The following is a 17,032-nucleotide window of genomic DNA, read 5'->3' as shown; positions in this document are numbered from 1 at the left end:
TTATACTTTTGTGATTGTAAATATAATACTTGTTTAAAAGGAAAAACCAACAAGTTGAAAAAAGATTCTATTAATTGAATTTTAACTTCAATGCGTTACAAAACAATAAATAACATATAATTTTATAAATTATGACAGCTTTTTTTGAAGGAATACAATACTTATTCGTTAACATTTTATTTGCTCCTCTTGACTTTTTACGTCATTTAGAACTAATTACTTGGTTTGGTGCTAATACAATTAACTGGATTTTTATGACCATTTGCGCATGTGCAATCGTTTATTGGATTAAACAATTACGCATATTTGATGACGCTGGAACAGAAAACCAAGATACAACAGCTCACTCTTTTTTAAAATAAAAAGTATCTAACCCTTCGAAAAGGGTTAGAGAATTCATTTTATATTAGATCGAAGCCGATATCTTTTCTAAAATACATCTTATCAAAATTTAGTTTATCTATATTTTGGTAAGATTTTTTTATGGCCTGTTGGAAATCGTCACCATAAGATGTTACAGTCAATACACGTCCTCCATTACTAACGACATTTTCGTTATCTAATTTTGTTCCTGCATGAAAAACTATAGAATCTGTAATATTTTCTAATCCGGTAATTACTTTTCCTTTTTCAAAATCTTCAGGATATCCACCAGAAACTACCATAATTGTAGTTGCACTTCTTGGATCAACTTCTAATTCGAAAGTATCTAACTTTTGATCTGCAACGGATTGAAACAATGCAACCAAATCAGATTTTAATCTTGGAACCACAACTTCAGTTTCCGGATCACCCATTCTCACATTGTATTCAATAACAATTGGTTCATTTTTTACATTAATCAAACCAATAAATACAAATCCTTTATATTCGATTCCGTCTTTTTGGAAACCTTCAATTGTTGGTTTTACGATACGAGTTTCGATTTTTTCCATCAAAACAGCGTCAACGTAAGGAACTGGAGAAACTGCTCCCATTCCGCCTGTATTTAATCCTGTATCACCTTCGCCAATACGTTTGTAATCTTTTGCAGTTGGAAGAATTTTATAGCTTTTTCCGTCAGTCAAAACGAAACAGCTTAATTCGATTCCGTCAAGAAATTCTTCAATAACTACTTTTGAACTTGCTGCTCCAAATTTTTCATGAACCAACATGTTTCTCAATTCTGTTTTTGCCTCTTCAAGATCCTGAATAATCAAAACACCTTTTCCTGCTGCTAAACCATCAGCTTTTAAAACATATGGAGGTTGTAAAATTTCTAAGAACGCACATCCATTTTCAACAGTTTCCGCAGTAAAACTATCGTAAGCTGCTGTTGGAATATTGTGTTTCATCAAGAATTCTTTTGCAAATTCTTTACTTCCTTCTAATTGTGCACCTAATTTTGATGGCCCAATAACCGGAATATGTTGTAAACTTTCGTCATTTTTAAAATAATCGTAAATTCCTTTCACCAAAGGATCTTCTGGTCCTACAACAACCATTTTTACGTTTTCCTGCAATACAAATGCTTTAATAGCATCAAAATCAGTTGGAGACATTGCAACGTTTGTAGCAATAGCAGCCGTTCCTGCATTTCCTGGTGCAACAAAAAGTTTTTCGCAAAGCGGACTCTGAATCATTTTCCACGCAAAAGCATGCTCTCTTCCTCCCGATCCTAATAGTAAAATTGTCATGTTATAGTTGTATTTAGTTGTGGTGCAAAAATAATTGCTTTTGTACGTAAAAAATAATTAAATCTTAAAAAGTTCGTGATTCTTCTCTGTTAGTAATGGGATAATATTATTTTTGACGAAAATTCAACCCATAAATGATTTCTCTTTTCGACATTTCGCTTCAATTAAATGGTTTTCCAATAAAGAAAGCTAAAGCCGAATTGAACCAAATCGTAAATTTATCTGAAGAAGAATACACTCTTTTTCTGCAGAATAAAAAAGAAGAAATTGTCGCTTTTCATTTACAAAATAACTCTTTCTACAAAGAATTAGTCGGGAATAAAACAGATTTGAAATGGGAAGATTTACCTATTCTGAACAAACAAAATTTGCAAAAACCGCTTAGCGAAAGACTTTCAAAAGGTTATACTTTAAAAAACGTTTACCTCAACAAAACATCAGGATCTAGTGGAACACCTTTTGTTTTTGCAAAAGATAAATATTCTCACGCCTTAACCTGGGCATCAAATATTATGCGTTTTGGTTGGTTCGGGATTGATTTTAATCATTCCTATCAAGCTCGTTTTTATGGTATTCCAATGGATTTTATTGGATATCATAAAGAACGTTTCAAAGATTTTTTAGGTGGCCGTTTTCGATTTCCGGTTTTCGATTTATCTGATGAAATTTTGGAGAAATTTCTAAAAAAATTCAAAACGAAAAAATTCGATTATGTCAATGGTTATACAAGCTCGATTGTTTTATTTGCGAAATATTTAGAAAAGAAAAATATCGTATTAAAAGAAATCTGTCCAACCTTAAAAGCTTGTTTTGTTACTTCGGAAATGCTTTTTGAATCGGATAAAAAACTTTTAGAAAAGCAATTCGGTATTCCGATAATCAATGAATATGGAGCATCAGAACTTGATTTAATTGCTTTTGAAAATCCAAAAGGTGAATGGCAGATTAACGCAGAAACACTTTTTGTAGAAATTTTAGACGATAATAATAATATTCTTCCTTACGGGAAAGAAGGCCGAATTGTGATTACTTCTCTCTTTAATAAAGCGAATCCTTTTGTAAGATATGATATTGGCGATATTGGAATTTTAGACGAAAAAAGTACGCCACAAAAACCAATCTTAAAGAAATTAATTGGAAGAACAAATGATGTTGCCATTTTACCAAGCGGAAAAAAATCTCCCGGTTTGACGTTTTATTATGTAACCAAAAGCATCATTGAAGATGACGGAAATGTAAAAGAATTTATCATCAAACAAACAAAATTAGATTCTTTTGAAATCGAATATATTTCTGAAAATGAATTAGATTCAAATCAAATTGAGAAAATTAAAGAAGCTATTGCATTGTATCTTGAACCCAATTTGAACTTCACTTTTACCCGAAAAACAGTTCTGGAAAGAACCAATCGAGGAAAATTAAAGCAATTTAAATCTTACATTTGTTTTTGCTAATAAAAAACTCATGGACGATCATTCTCTGCTTTCTGAAGAAACTATTTCAAACAAAATATATTTTATACGTGGTCAAAAAGTCATGCTTGATCGTGATTTGGCTTTACTTTATGGAATTGAAACCAGAGTTTTAAAACAGGCTGTTAAAAGAAATATCTCCAGATTTCCAGTAGATTTTATGTTTGAATTATCTCAAACTGAATTTAATAACTTGATATCACAAACTGTGATATCAAGTTGGGGAGGAATTCGAAAAACACCTTCTGTTTTCACAGAACACGGTGTCTTAATGCTATCAAGCGTTCTAAAAAGCGACAAAGCTATTCAAACCAATATTCAAATCATGCGTATTTTCACGAAAGTGAGACAAATGCTGCTGGATACAACTGAAATTAAAGTTGATATTCTGCAGATTCAAAAGAAGTTAGAGAATCATGATAAAAATATAGAATTGGTTTTTTCTTATTTAGATGAACTAACTGAGAAAAAAGAAGATGGAAATGAAAGAGTAAAAATTGGATATAAAAAATAATACATTCTTCAAGGTCACAATTTGTGACCTTGAAAACTTGATGTCACAATTTGTGACCTCAAGTTTTTATAAGATTTTATGTTTGAACTTATCAAAATAGGATTTGATAATTGGAGATCACAAATTGTGATCTCCAATCTTGATGAATATTCTAATCTTGATGTCGCAATTTGCGACATCAAGATTTAAAATGGAAACCTATTTCTCTAAGGTCGCAATTTACGACCTTAGAGAATACTATCCTTTCTTTATATATTTTGGCTTAATAATCAATTGCGTGAATAAAAATCGGAACATTAATAAAACAGAAAACACAAAATTAAATCCGTGAAAATTTCTGTAAACACCAAAATTGTGTTTTATCAATTTGAATTTTGAAGACGAAATAGAATCTTTTCTTATTCTGTAAAATGCCAAAGGTTCCGGAACTGGCTTTGTTTCTTTGATTTGTTTTACAATAGTAAGCCACAATCTCCAATCTTGTCTTTTTTGTGTCGCTTCGATTACAATTTTTCCGAAGTAATCAGAATCATAGATCGCCGTTAAATTGCCTACATAATTGCAAAAAAACAATTGATTGTAAGTTAGGTTTAACGGAGCTTCAACTCTTCTGTTTAAATTGTTTCCTTCTTCATCAATACAATCATAAAAACTAAACGTAAAAGGCAAATCGTTTGCTTTTAAAAACTGAATCTGTTTTTCTAATTTAGATGGAAACCATAAATCATCAGCGTCTAAATAAGCAATATATTTTCCGGTTGCTTTTTCTAAAGCAATATTTCGGGCACCTCCGTTTCCAGAATTTTTAGCAAGTTGAAAGAGTTTTATCCTATTATCTTTTTCAGCAAAATCTTTTATGATTTCAACTGTTTTATCTGTAGATGCGTCATCAACTAAAATTGCTTCCCAGTTTTGATAACTTTGATTTTGAACTGATTGCAAAGTCAACCCAATGAACTTTTCAGTATTATATGTTGGAATTATAATAGATACTAATTCGCTCATTAGATTGTAATGTCTTCTTTATTTATGCTTTTATTACTTTATGTAACTTGAAAAATCTTTATGTTCTTCTTTTGAAAGTTCTTCTTTTGAAAGTGATTTAAAATAATCGTACGTAATTTTCATTCCTTCTGCACGATTCACTTTTGCTTCCCAACCTAATAATTCTTTTGCTTTTGTAGTATCTGGTTGACGTTGCAAAGGGTCATTTATTGGCAAAGGATGATAAACCACTTTCTGATTTGTTCCTGTTAATTTGATAATTTCTTCGGCAAAATCCTTAATTGTAATTTCGTCCGGATTTCCAATGTTTACAGGATAAACGTAATCTGAATGTAATAATCTGAAAATACCTTCAACCTGATCGTCTACATAACAAAAAGAACGGGTTTGCATTCCGTCTCCAAAAATGGTTAAATCTTCTCCACGCAAAGCCTGACCAATAAAAGCTGGAATTACACGACCGTCGTTCAAGCGCATTCTTGGTCCATAAGTATTAAAAATACGAACGATTCTGGTTTCTACACCGTGAAACGTATGATACGCCATTGTTATTGATTCCTGAAAACGTTTTGCTTCATCATAAACGCCACGCGGACCTATTGTGTTTACGTTTCCGTAATACTCTTCGGTTTGTGGATGAACTAACGGATCTCCGTAAACTTCAGATGTTGACGCAATCAAAATTCTTGCTTTCTTAACTCTTGCTAATCCTAATAAATTATGAGTCCCTAATGAACCAACTTTTAAGGTTTGTATCGGAATCTTTAAATAATCGATTGGGCTCGCAGGTGAAGCAAAATGTAGTATATAATCTAAATCACCCGGAATGTGTACAAACTTGGTAATGTCGTGATGATAAAATTCGAAATGTTCTAACTTGAATAAATGTTCTATATTTTTAAGATCTCCCGTAATCAGATTATCCATTCCAATAACATAATAGCCTTCTTTAATGAATCGGTCGCACAAATGCGATCCTAAAAATCCTGCTGCTCCGGTAATAAGTATTCTTTTCATAGTAATTATTTATACATCGCAAATGTAACTGATTTGAAAATTATAAAAACTATTCTAAAAACAAAACTGCCTAAAATTAGGCAGTTTTGTAAATATTTATTTTATTGTTTGATTAATCTGATTTCTTCTTCTAAATCAATTTATTCTTTTTAGCCCAATATTTATCGATTCATGTCCAGACAAACCTTGACTCAAATACAGTGTATCATTATATTGCTTTACTTTAAAAAAAATTTTCTGTTCATCATAATTAATAGTTAATCTTTCACAATCCTCTAATTCATAGTTCATTGCTTTTTTATTTATAATTACCGTGTCATTTTCATTAAAAACCCATATTTCTGATTCATCTGTTTTTATATCATGACCTCGTCTTATATTAAATGTATTTGTGTAACTAAATGTTTTCCATGTACCAAAAATTTCTTTACGACATTTAATATATCCGCTTTTACCTCCATATGCATTTTGAAATTCTGCACAACTGTAAAAACACATCAAAATTAGAAATAAGAATATTAGTTTAAAATCTTTCATAATTTGTAATTCTGTATTAATTCAATTTTTAAATATAGCATTTTCACATCACTAATTTTTTTATATCATATTGTTTCTTATGTTTTTTTAAACAAATAGTTTATACCTGTTTTAGAGATGATGAAATAAATAAAAACACTGAAACTACTATCATATACAACAGTAATCAAAAAGAAATTGATCTTCAAAAAATAAGTCTGAATTTTCAAATTGAGCCAATCTGATCAACATTAATACGGTTCAAGAGTTTTGATTTAAAATCGGTTTGTGAATTGAGAAAAGAGTTTAAAGAAATAAACCTGGATGTTATTCATCTCCATTCTTCACAAGCTAGGGTTTAGGACGATTTGCTTATTTTATCTTCAATAAATTCTTTCATTTCATTTTCAAATCGTTGCTTCGAAAATTTCATAGCATGTTCTCTGATTATTTGTGGATCAAATTTTATATTTTCGAAATTAATTATGGCTTCTTTAATCTTTTGAGGGTTTTGTTCCTTAAAAAAAACACCAGTTTCATTTTCAACAACAGTTTCAAGCGTTCCTCCTTTTCCAAAAGCAATTACAGGTGTTCCGCAAGCTTGTGCTTCGACAGGAATAATTCCGAAATCTTCTTCGGCAGCAAAAACAAATGCTTTGGCTTTTTGCATGTAGCTTTTTAATCTTAAATTATCCACAAAACCAACAAATTCTATGTTACTTTTGGCTATTTTTTGAAGTTTTTCAAACTCTGGTCCATCACCGGCAACAATCAGTTTTAATTGTGGTAATTCATTAAACGCCTCAACAATAAGTTGTGTTTTTTTGTATGAAACTAATCGGGAAGCGGCAAAATAGTAATCTTCTTTTTCTTCTTTCAAAGTAAAAAAGTCAACATCAACCGGAGGATAAATTACTGTTGATTCACGATTGTATATTTTCTTAATTCGTTGTGCAATATGATTCGAGTTAGCAATAAAATAATCTACATTTTCTGAAGTTTTAAGATCCCATTTTCTAATTTTATTCAAAACATATTTTGCATAAAATCCTTTTAAACCTGAATCTAATCCCGAATCTTTTAAATATTGATCCTGCAAATCCCACGCATATCGCATAGGCGAATGGCAATAACAAATATGTAATTGATTCTTATGAGTCTTAACTCCTTTTGCAACTGCAGAAGAAGAGCTAATAATTAATTCGTAATCGCTTAAATTAAATTGTTCAATCGCTATTGGAAATAGTTGTAAAAACTTTCTATGATTTTGTTTTACAGTTGGTAATCTTTGAATGAAACTCGTTTTGGCTTTTTTTCCATTTAAAATAAAGGAGCGGTCATTATCATCCAAAAAATCAATCAAAGCAAAATGATCAAAGTCTTTCCAAATTGAATTTATAGAATGGATAACTTTTTCAGCACCTCCATTTACATAATACCAATCGCTAATTAATGCTTTTTTCAAGTTGTTTTATTTAGTTTTCAAATTCTCAATTATTGAAACATAATATTGAGATGCCGTCTTCCAGCTAAATTTTTGAGATACTTCAAATGATCTTTTACAAAGATCGTTATAGTTTTCTGAATCCATTAAATCTTTTATTTTTTGCACTAATTGTATCGGATTTTTTGGATCAAAAAACAATGCTGTTTCACTATACAATTCTTTATGAACCGGAATTTCTGATAAAATACAAGGTGTCGCAACGCTCATTGCTTCAAGTGCAGTAAGTCCGAATCCTTCATAAAAAGAACCGTTTATAAGTGCTTTTGCTTTTGAAAGTTCCTTCTTTAGATCGGCATCCGAAACTTCATTTAAAAATGTAACATTTGTGCTATATTCTAAAACATCGTTATTAAAGACGTTCTTAAAAGAACCTCCTATAATTTTTAATTTAAATTGATTTAAATTTAATAATTTAAAAGCTTCTAAAATTACTTTTATGTTTTTTCTTGAATTTAAAGAGTTGACTGCAATAAAATAATTATCTTTTTGATTCTCTACCTCATCAGAATCTAGAAAACTTGCGAGATAAATAACATCAATTTTTGATTTTTCAATTTTGGGATAGAATTTTAAAATTTCCTTTTTAGAAAAATTACTAACCGTAATAATTTTTAAAGCTCTCTTTAAATTAAAATAAAACAATATTTTATATGCAGTAGCAAATTTCCAGTCAAACCAATTTTTGTTTTCTTTTACTGCCATATCATGAATGACAATCAAGTTTTTTTTAAATAAAATTGGAGCTGTGTTGCAAAAGTTAATTAATAGAAAAACTTTATTCTTAAATAAAAAAAAAGGCAATTCAAATTGTTCCCAAAAATAACCTGAAAAATATCCTATTTTTATGCAATTTAGTGATTCTGCAATAGGATTTAAAAATTCCTTATTTGGGCAAACAAAAATAATTTCATCTTTATAATGTTTTTGTAAATGTTTGCTTATTTCTGTAGCAACTCTTTGAACTCCAGTGCTTTTTTGAGTTAAAAAACGACCGTTGACTACTATTTTATTTTTCATCTTGAATAGTATTTTCGGTTTGGATTATAAATAAATAGCAAAACCATAAAAACAAATAAATTCCAAGTTGTCTGCTTAAAAGATTCTCAAACAAACTTTGAAATGAAAAAATCAAAATAAAGAAAAATGAATACGCATTTTTATTTTTTAGAAAATTCCAAAAGTGCACTCCAAAAATCCCTAAAAACATGCTAAGACCTAATAAACCGTAACTAACAAAAAACCAAATATACTGATTGTGTGTATTATAATTATAATTGTTTTTTCCAATCCACCAATATGGTCCATTTGATACTTCTTCCGAATTGTAACAATCTATTAAATCTTTATCTACTTTTTCGCTGCTAAAAGTTCCAATAAAATAATTAAATGTTTTCTGATCAACTATTTCTTTTGCACATTTCCAAATTACGATTCTGGGCTCTCCTTTTTCGATTGCAAGTCTTTGTATTGTATATTTATTACTTAAAACAATAACAAATAGAATAATTACAAATCCTAAAAAATAGATTACTTTCTTTTCTTTTAAAAAAATAAAAAAACAAAGTAAAAAAGAAACTCCCATTGCCAGTCTTGCTACAATAATAAACAAAGTAAATATTAGCAATATTATAAAAGCATAGAGAATCGCTCTTTTAATTTTTGTATAATCTATCAAAAATTTAATACAAAGAATAGATAGCAAACAATTTAAAGAAAAATAAGGTCTCTCAACTATAAATTTATTTTCAACTAATGCATTAAAACTCTCAAAACTCTTATTATGAGATAATATGTGATACTGAAATACGATGAAATCAACATATAACAAGTGTAACAATTGAAAAAATAAAAATGAGTAAACAAAGTATTTTACTTCCTGCAGACTAAATTTTTTAATTAAAAATAACGCCGGAATAAAAACAAAACCAAGTGATCTGACGATTAATTTTGAAGAAGAATCAAACTTAAAAAAGAAAGACAAAAGATACAATACATATATTGATATAAATAATACTGTCAATGATTTTGCAGTTAAATTATTCTCCTTGTTTTTTATTTTTGAAACATTCAATAGTATTAATGGCAAAATAAAAGGTGTGGCTAAAGAAATCTTAAAAACAAAAGAAAATGCTATAAAAACTAAGCAAGCTAATTCTATTTTAAAATTTTTAACTATATCCTGAGTCATAATAATCTGTTTTTTTAAGATTGGAAAACAATTAATTTGTTTCTAATAATTGTTGATTTAATTTATTTCTGTGTATCGCAAAAGGTATCGCAAGAAAAACCCAGATAAAAAGCATTATAAAAGACGGAAATGCATTAAAAGATAATATTATACTAAATATACCAGCAACTATGGCATCTTCCTTTAAATAGTACGCTTTCATCAAAATAAGGAATAAGAACAACACAAATAAAACTACAGCAATTACACCATATTCAGATAAAACTTCTAAGTATACATTATTTGGAATCGCTCTTTCGTTTTTTCGCTGTGCAAAATGATCAAAATATTCATTCCTGTTTACTACAATTTTTTGATACCTATTGTAATAATCATAATGAAGCCCATAATTCGCAGGTCCAACTCCAAAAAATGGATTTTCTATTCCGGAATAAAAAGCCACTCTTCCAGTAATAATTCTATCTACTTTTGAAAAATTACTCTGAGTAAGCGTTTTTGATGAATCAAATAATTTTTCATAAACATATCTTTGGTACAAATCGGTTTGCAGGAATACTATTATTCCAATTATTAATACCGGAACGACTTTGATTAGAATGCTTAAACGAAAAAGTTTTTTTCTATAAAAAAAGAAAACAAAAAGAAATACCGAAATTATAGAAATCGTAGACATAGATACTATCACGCTGAAAAGTAAAAACCAACCCTGAATCATTTTTTTTAAATAAAAAGAAACTGACGCTGATAGTAAGAGAAATAACCCAAAATAATTACCTTCTTTGAAAGTACTACATCTAATAAAACCTCCCAATATTTGCGGATCTCCCATTCCTGGAAGTTTAAAATAGGGTAAGTTTAAACCGGACGACAAAAATAGGTACCATCCGTAAATAGCTGCTATCATAGCGCCTAAAACCCATTTTTCTAAAATTTTTATACTTTTGGTAAATAGCCGATAGGATATGAAATAAGCCGCTAAACATAAATAAAAATAACAGAGTCTTATAAAACTATCTCCAACTCTACTTATTCTAAAAGGAATTACTTTCGCCGGATAAGGATAATTCCAATATATATTTACGATAAATGATAATGTTACCAAAATCGCTAATATTGAAATAATTAGATTGTTGTTAACGAACCATATTGTATCTCTTGAGATTGTTTTTTTATTAACATAGAATAGAATCAAAATTACGAGAGCAATTTCAGATATTTTAAGTGGGAAAAAAATATTTATAGTTAGTGCCTGAGTAAAAGGGAGAAACACTAAAAAAACCTTTTTAATATCAATTTTCATTCGATTGCTTTAATTTTTTGCTTTTTACTAAAAACTAATTTTAAAATTTTTGGAATTATCTTAAAGTTTCTTTGCCAAATCCTATTACCTAAAGTTAAAGTCAAAATTGATAGATAAATAATAACCAGGTTTTTTCTGTTGAATTTTTTAGCAAAAGTAATACGGCTACTCATTGTAACCAGATCTATAAATTCAGATTTCTTTTTGCTGATTTTTGACTTTGTACTATTTCCTTGTTTGTGATAAATTCCCAAAACAGGTAATATTTTTACATTTCCACCTTTCAATTTTGCATTTGAAACCCAGTCAATTTCTTCATAAAATAAAAAATAATCTTCTGATAATAATCCAATCTTTTCAAGATCAGAATATTTTATAATCATTGAAGCTCCAACCGGATAACTTACTTTCTCTACTATTTTATCAAAATTTAAAATCGCTTCATTAACCAGGATTCCTTCTCCTAAATGTGTTGTTAATCCTGTTTTTGAATGATAAAAACCTCCTAATGACTGAACTTTTTTTGGATTATCATATTCTAATAAAGCCGTGCCATAAATAATCTTCGTATCTAAAATATCTCCTTTGTTGATTTCAAAAATAATATCTGTAAGTACATTTTTATCTACTACTGTATCACTATTTAAAAGCCAAATATAAGAATCTGATTCTCCATGTTTTAATATATATTTTAAAGCCAAATTATTTCCTGCAGCAAAACCTTTATTTTGCTCTGTTTTTACAAAAAGTATTTTCTCATCTTTATAATTTGATAAAAAATCTTTTTCGTCAATATTTGTAAAAGATAATGGCTTTTCTTGTAATGGATAAATAAGGTCTTTAAATTCTGTTTCAACAACATTTAAATCACCTTTTGCCCATGATTGCAAATTATTAAAATGGTGAGATGTTTCGCTGTTATCAATAATTATTATTTGATAATTACTATACTTTAACTTCAAAACACTTTCTAAACATTCTATTGCATCATGAGATTGATTATAGTTTAAAAGAACAATATAGACTTTCTTATTCATTAATAATTTATTCCTTTTAATTTCGGATTACTTTAATAAAGTATTGTGTGCTTAAAAATTGCTCAAAAACTCCGAAAGTTAATTTGTTTAAAACTGATTTGATTGAAGAAATATGTTTTAAATTTGATTCAATTTTTTGCACTTTTAACTCTGTAAATAAGTGGATCAAGTTCAACATATCGCTTTTACAAAAAAAACGAATGTGCGTTTTATCAAAAATTCCTTCATCAGTATATTCAAAACTTCCTTTGATAAAGATTTTATAAAAAACTTCTAAATTCCTTACATTAGGCAAACTAATATAAAAATGTCCTCCTTTTTTTAAATGTGGAATTAGTTTTTTAATTGTATTTTGAGGTTCTACTAAATGTTCTAAAACATCTGCCAATATTATACTATCAAAAAATTGCAAATCAAACGGAAGATTATCCTGCTCAATATTTCCAATAATGAAAGAATCAAATTTTTCTTTCTCCTTATTAACATCAACTATATCATATCCTATTATTATTTTTGCATTTCCTTTATTTTTTAATTCCAATAAAGTTGCACCACTTCCCGCACCTATTTCTAAAATTGTTAAATCTTTATCACAACCTATAAAGGAAATAATATCTTTTCTAGTATTTGAAAAATATTCTTTTTCTTTCTCTAAATAGGGCTTTTGCATATTGTTTATTTGCTGATTTGAAATGTCTTTAAATTAATTTTGTACTTCTTAAAACAAAATAATATTATTAAAGTTGTGATTAAACTCTCTATTAAAAAAACGGCAATTAAGCTTCCTTGCAATTTAAAAAATAAGGTCAAAAAATAACCCAGAAACAACATAATTAAAGAACCGAAAGATAAAATTTTAGATAATATCTTTTGCTCATTTTTGTAAATTAAATATTGATAAAAAGGAATATTTAAAGCCGTGATAATTGGTACAATAATAAAACCTGAATAGAAGCCTAAAAACTTATAAATTTCATTATTTATCGTACAGATATTTATAATAATGATTCCACCAATTATAATAATCAGAATCCCCAATATTAACAGCAAAATGTTGATCGTGTTTATTTTTTTTAAAAATAAAATTCCTTCTTTTTTATTTTTACTATAGCTCTCGCAAAATTTAGGAAAACTAACATTAAAAAAAACAGATAAATAGCTTCTAAAAACACTTAAAATCATATCTCCAATTTTGTAAATCCCAGCATAATAATCTCCCAACAAATATTGAATTATTAAAATTGGAGTTTGTACATATGTCGCGATTGAAAAATTAGAAATAAGTACGGAATATTCATTTCTAAATTGTTTTTTAATTAAATCTGCTTTCACATTTAAAAGAGACAAACGATAAGATTTGTATATTTTTATAAAAAAAAACGAATAAACTATAGAGTTTGAACTTCCTAGTATAAATAAAACTAAGTAATAATCATCTTTACCTTTTACTAAAGCATAAACTAATAAGACATAAATTACTTTCGAAAAAAATATAAGTTTATTTATAATACCAAATTTACCAAGACCCTGATAAATCCAGGTAATATTAAAAAATTGAGCCGATAACAATGTTAGTCCTAATAAATAAAGTCTTTGATCTATGTTATTAAACATTAAACAAACACAGATAATAATAAGAACTAATATTAAAAGAAAAATCAATTTAATAGCAAATGAAGTATTCAGATAATCTTGAATTTTGTGGAAATTGTCCTTATTAACACTAACTTCCTTAACACCGAGAATATTAGACCCAAAATCAATAAATAATCCTAACAAAGTAAATAAAGAAAGTGCAACACCAATCTTACCCCAGTTTTCAATACCACATACAGAAATAACTTTTGGCGCGACTAAGAGTGGCGCAATTAAATTTATTAATTGTCCTGAACCATAAGTTAGGTAATCTCTAATTGTATTCGTTTTCATTTATCAATAAATTGGTAGCTAACTTTCAATTAAATAACAAATATAGAATCTATTATTTCTTATGTCTCATCATTACCAATTTATACATAAATGATTCAATCACAAACCTAAAGAACTTGAATTGTATTATTTAAAACTTATCTTAAAGTGAGAAATTATCAAAATTACACTCTAAATTAATTTTTCCTTTAACAATTGTTTTCTATAAAAAGCCCTAAAAAGGAAAATAAGACTAAAAATTAAAAGAAATAAAATTGGTAAAATAATTTTTAATTTTCCGTTGACAGATTTTGTGTTTCTTATGTTTAAAGTAGAATTTATCTCTTTGATCGTTTTATCAAAACTTACTAATTTTAGTTTGTTTTTCCCTTGTTCACTAACCAGATACTGTTTCGTTTTTATGATATCATTTAATTGAGTATTCTCGTTATAATACACCAATTTATCATTTTTACTAGTATTTTTTACAGTGCTCGAAAACCCATTTAAAACATTGTCTATCTGAGCAATAATGGTATCATTTTGAGTAATTTCTTGCTGGAGATTTTTAAATGCTATTTTTTGAACTGAATTAAAATATTCTGAACTATTAAGGAATTTCAATAATGGTTCGATAAATCTTTTATTATCAACCAATTCATTTGATGTGAAAGTAATTGTATGAAAAGTATAATTTTTACTCGTAACATTATCAATTAAAACCTTATTAATGTCACCATCTTCTGCCATTAATTTTATCAATTCATAGTTTTGTTCTTTATCTTCAACAAATTTAAAAGCATCAGAAATAGGTTTAATTTCAATTTTTTGAATTGCATCTACATTTGAAATTCCAACCACATTTTTTAGAAAAATAGTATCTCCAGCAGCAATTTTTGCTTCGATTAATTCTATTTGAGAATATAAATAATCAACACTTCCAAAATTTGGCGTTACAATAATCTCATTCTGAAATGATTTTTTATTAGAATCCAGATACCAACCCAACCCAAATCCAACAATAATTAAGGATAAAACAATAATCCAGTTTCGAACAAAAAACTGGATTAATCTAAAAATTGAACTGTTTATTCTATCGTAAAAACGGCCAATACTTTTTGAAATCAGAAAAAGATCAATTTCTTGATCTTCATTATTCTGGGGTACTTTTGTACTCATTTATTGTTTTTATTTTACGTTGAAAATTTGTTCCAAAATTTTGATCGTAATCAAATACGTTGGTTTTACACCTGTTGTTCCTAATCCGCCTGAAGCTAATGTGCTTCCAGTTTCTAATGGATTATCTGAAGCATAATAAGCATAACGAACTTTGATATCGTGTGGCACACTTTTTCTAATTTTTGATGCTGATTGTATTGCTTTTTGATAATAGGAACCTTCCATTTCAAGACCAATTACTCCCCAAGTCGATTCGTGAAAGAATTTCAATAAATCTCTGTTTTGTAATGATGTTCCAAGAACGGTAACCATTGCGCCTTCAAAAACGGCAATGTCATTTCCTTCGAACATTGCGCCAGTTAATTCATTTTCGAAGAAATAATTATCCGCAGTTCCTTCATTTATATGCGCTGTCGGGATCATAATGTCGCCTTTTCCTCCTTCAAGAATTCCGGCTTTACCCATTATCGATACTGATTTTACTTCTAATTTTGTGTCTTTTTTATACGGTTTCAAAAGCTCATCAATAGTTTCGTAAGCTTGCTCACCAAAAGCATAATCCATTACAATAATAACAGGTTGCGCTTCGCCAAGTTCTGCTTTTGGAAATCCGGTTTTTGCCCAGTCAATTTTAGCCGTATCAAAAATCTGAACATCGATATTTGTTCCTGATGTATCCGGTAATGAAATCATTCCGTTTTTCAGGGCTAAATCTTCAACATGACTTCTAATTTCTTTTGCGCCGGATTTACTTAATTCCTCATAAATAAAGAAATCAGATTTGTCTTTGAATTTTGTTTTTAACAAAGGCGTTGCAAAAATCGAATTCATTACACTGTGCATATTCGCACTAATTACGTGAATTGGTCTTTTTAAAAGATTATTAGCCTTTAAAACTTCCTTGATATTTGTTGCCCAAATTTCACCATGAATATGGTGTCCTAATCGCTCTCTTAAAACCGGACTAAAAGTTATCGTTCTTTTATTATTGTCGATAACTTCTTCGATCGCTAATTTTCCTAACCAATAAATAACGTGCAGGAAACGATCCGGATCATTCTCAGATCCAAAAGCATCATAAATATCTAAAACTTCCTCAAACGTACGTCCTAAGATATTTGCAACGTGCGAGATTGCTTTTTCTTTTTCAATCAAAGGCAATTTCTTAGTCTGCATTACAGCTTGTTCAAGTTTCATCCAATCGCGGGAAACTTCGCCTCCGTCATCTAATAAAACTCTGTTTTTAATTTTATGAGATTCAATAAAAATGAAAGTCAAATGTGTCAGAATATCATAAATATCTGAACGTCCGCGCGTGATTTCAACATTCATTTGTTCCTCATCGATTCGGTAGCAATTTCTTCTTCTTTTTGGAGGAACAATCGCTTGAAAATGTGATTTAGAATATCCTTCATCCGAAGTTAAATTAATAAATCGACATTGTTCAATTCCTATCGGAAGACGTTCTATAACGTACAAAAGTCCGTTAAGTTCTACTTTTTCTTCACCTATATTTCCGTAAATTTCCGGACGTAATGCTAATAATGATTCACGTAAACTATCACCCGAAACTCCCATTGGTTTATAAAAACCACGGTTGAATAAGTGACGCATTGTAATGTACATTTTTTCAATAGCCGCAGATGATTCCTGAGCTCTTGATCTTGATATATGTTTGGTTTCTTTCATGCTTATTATTTTAAAATCTTCTAT

16 protein-coding genes are annotated in these 17,032 nt (G+C 28.6%); 3 read left to right on the top strand and 13 right to left on the bottom strand.

From position 1 onward, the window contains the following. Positions 1-131: 131 nt before the first annotated feature. Positions 132-362, top strand: a complete 231-nt coding sequence (locus tag WN975_RS19485; protein ID WP_089354137.1) for a uracil phosphoribosyltransferase — start codon at positions 132-134, stop codon at positions 360-362. Between the two features lie 39 nt (positions 363-401). On the opposite strand, the gene purD is transcribed toward WN975_RS19485, so the two are convergent. Then, entirely contained in the window at positions 402-1,676 is a 1,275-nt protein-coding gene (gene purD, locus WN975_RS19480) for a phosphoribosylamine--glycine ligase (RefSeq protein WP_337967942.1), read from the bottom strand. 134 nt (positions 1,677-1,810) lie between these two features. Here purD and WN975_RS19475 point away from each other — a divergent pair, with 134 nt between their 5' ends. Continuing rightward, a complete protein-coding gene (locus WN975_RS19475; RefSeq protein WP_337967941.1) occupies positions 1,811-3,130 on the top strand; it encodes a phenylacetate--CoA ligase family protein in 1,320 nt (439 codons plus the stop codon). 10 nt (positions 3,131-3,140) lie between these two features. Beyond that, on the top strand, positions 3,141-3,662 hold the full coding sequence (locus WN975_RS19470; protein WP_337967940.1) for an ORF6N domain-containing protein: 522 nt from the start codon (positions 3,141-3,143) through the stop codon (positions 3,660-3,662). A gap of 237 nt (positions 3,663-3,899) precedes the next feature. Here the strand turns inward: WN975_RS19470 and WN975_RS19465 are convergent, their stop codons facing one another. From WN975_RS19465 to WN975_RS19410, 12 genes are all read right to left on the bottom strand, one after another. After that, the gene (locus WN975_RS19465) at positions 3,900-4,667 is read right to left on the bottom strand and encodes a glycosyltransferase family 2 protein (protein WP_337967939.1); all 768 of its coding nucleotides are present in this window, start codon (positions 4,665-4,667) and stop codon (positions 3,900-3,902) included. Between the two features lie 33 nt (positions 4,668-4,700). Next, complete coding sequence (locus WN975_RS19460) at positions 4,701-5,684, bottom strand: UDP-glucuronic acid decarboxylase family protein (protein WP_099710138.1); 984 nt, start codon at positions 5,682-5,684, stop codon at positions 4,701-4,703. A 135-nt stretch (positions 5,685-5,819) separates the two neighbouring features. Then, positions 5,820-6,221 (bottom strand): hypothetical protein, encoded by a 402-nt coding sequence (locus WN975_RS19455; RefSeq protein WP_337967938.1) that lies wholly within the window; start codon positions 6,219-6,221, stop codon positions 5,820-5,822. 337 nt (positions 6,222-6,558) lie between these two features. Beyond that, positions 6,559-7,665, bottom strand: a complete 1,107-nt coding sequence (locus WN975_RS19450; protein ID WP_337967937.1) for a glycosyltransferase family 4 protein — start codon at positions 7,663-7,665, stop codon at positions 6,559-6,561. A gap of 6 nt (positions 7,666-7,671) precedes the next feature. Beyond that, positions 7,672-8,724, bottom strand: coding sequence for a glycosyltransferase family 1 protein (locus WN975_RS19445; protein WP_337967936.1), 1,053 nt, complete (start codon positions 8,722-8,724; stop codon positions 7,672-7,674). Further along, positions 8,714-9,382: an O-antigen ligase family protein gene (locus WN975_RS19440; protein WP_337967935.1), complete on the bottom strand. Its 669-nt coding sequence runs from the start codon at positions 9,380-9,382 to the stop codon at positions 8,714-8,716. The genes WN975_RS19445 and WN975_RS19440 overlap by 11 nt, the downstream gene beginning before the upstream one ends. Before the next feature lie 544 nt (positions 9,383-9,926). Then, entirely contained in the window at positions 9,927-10,997 is a 1,071-nt protein-coding gene (locus WN975_RS19435; RefSeq protein ID WP_337967934.1) for an O-antigen ligase family protein, read from the bottom strand. A gap of 194 nt (positions 10,998-11,191) precedes the next feature. Further along, positions 11,192-12,232 (bottom strand): glycosyltransferase family 2 protein, encoded by a 1,041-nt coding sequence (locus WN975_RS19430; RefSeq protein WP_337967933.1) that lies wholly within the window; start codon positions 12,230-12,232, stop codon positions 11,192-11,194. Positions 12,233-12,248: 16 nt separating this feature from the next. Beyond that, the gene (locus WN975_RS19425; RefSeq protein ID WP_337967932.1) at positions 12,249-12,902 is read right to left on the bottom strand and encodes a class I SAM-dependent methyltransferase; all 654 of its coding nucleotides are present in this window, start codon (positions 12,900-12,902) and stop codon (positions 12,249-12,251) included. Between the two features lie 5 nt (positions 12,903-12,907). Then, positions 12,908-14,161 carry a lipopolysaccharide biosynthesis protein gene (locus tag WN975_RS19420; RefSeq protein ID WP_337967931.1) on the bottom strand — a complete coding sequence of 418 codons (1,254 nt, stop codon included), beginning with the start codon at positions 14,159-14,161 and terminating at the stop codon, positions 12,908-12,910. Between the two features lie 171 nt (positions 14,162-14,332). Then, positions 14,333-15,319: a hypothetical protein gene (locus WN975_RS19415; protein ID WP_337967930.1), complete on the bottom strand. Its 987-nt coding sequence runs from the start codon at positions 15,317-15,319 to the stop codon at positions 14,333-14,335. A gap of 9 nt (positions 15,320-15,328) precedes the next feature. After that, entirely contained in the window at positions 15,329-17,008 is a 1,680-nt protein-coding gene (locus tag WN975_RS19410; protein ID WP_099710130.1) for a hypothetical protein, read from the bottom strand. Between the last annotated feature and the right edge of the window lie 24 nt (positions 17,009-17,032).

Source organism: uncultured Flavobacterium sp. (assembly GCF_951805225.1).
GTDB lineage: Bacteria > Bacteroidota > Bacteroidia > Flavobacteriales > Flavobacteriaceae > Flavobacterium.
This window is presented reverse-complemented; position numbering and strand designations above follow the sequence as displayed.

What these genes read in the sequence shown, in the direction of transcription:
- WN975_RS19410 (WP_099710130.1), bottom strand. Translation starts at nt 17,008, where the DNA reads ATGAAAGAAACCAAACATATATCAAGATCAAGAGCTCAGGAATCATCT.
- purD (WP_337967942.1), bottom strand. Translation starts at nt 1,676, where the DNA reads ATGACAATTTTACTATTAGGATCGGGAGGAAGAGAGCATGCTTTTGCG.
- WN975_RS19445 (WP_337967936.1), bottom strand. Translation starts at nt 8,724, where the DNA reads ATGAAAAATAAAATAGTAGTCAACGGTCGTTTTTTAACTCAAAAAAGC.
- WN975_RS19485 (WP_089354137.1), top strand. Translation starts at nt 132, where the DNA reads ATGACAGCTTTTTTTGAAGGAATACAATACTTATTCGTTAACATTTTA.
- WN975_RS19420 (WP_337967931.1), bottom strand. Translation starts at nt 14,161, where the DNA reads ATGAAAACGAATACAATTAGAGATTACCTAACTTATGGTTCAGGACAA.
- WN975_RS19465 (WP_337967939.1), bottom strand. Translation starts at nt 4,667, where the DNA reads ATGAGCGAATTAGTATCTATTATAATTCCAACATATAATACTGAAAAG.
- WN975_RS19430 (WP_337967933.1), bottom strand. Translation starts at nt 12,232, where the DNA reads ATGAATAAGAAAGTCTATATTGTTCTTTTAAACTATAATCAATCTCAT.
- WN975_RS19460 (WP_099710138.1), bottom strand. Translation starts at nt 5,684, where the DNA reads ATGAAAAGAATACTTATTACCGGAGCAGCAGGATTTTTAGGATCGCAT.
- WN975_RS19470 (WP_337967940.1), top strand. Translation starts at nt 3,141, where the DNA reads ATGGACGATCATTCTCTGCTTTCTGAAGAAACTATTTCAAACAAAATA.
- WN975_RS19455 (WP_337967938.1), bottom strand. Translation starts at nt 6,221, where the DNA reads ATGAAAGATTTTAAACTAATATTCTTATTTCTAATTTTGATGTGTTTT.
- WN975_RS19425 (WP_337967932.1), bottom strand. Translation starts at nt 12,902, where the DNA reads ATGCAAAAGCCCTATTTAGAGAAAGAAAAAGAATATTTTTCAAATACT.
- WN975_RS19475 (WP_337967941.1), top strand. Translation starts at nt 1,811, where the DNA reads ATGATTTCTCTTTTCGACATTTCGCTTCAATTAAATGGTTTTCCAATA.
- WN975_RS19415 (WP_337967930.1), bottom strand. Translation starts at nt 15,319, where the DNA reads ATGAGTACAAAAGTACCCCAGAATAATGAAGATCAAGAAATTGATCTT.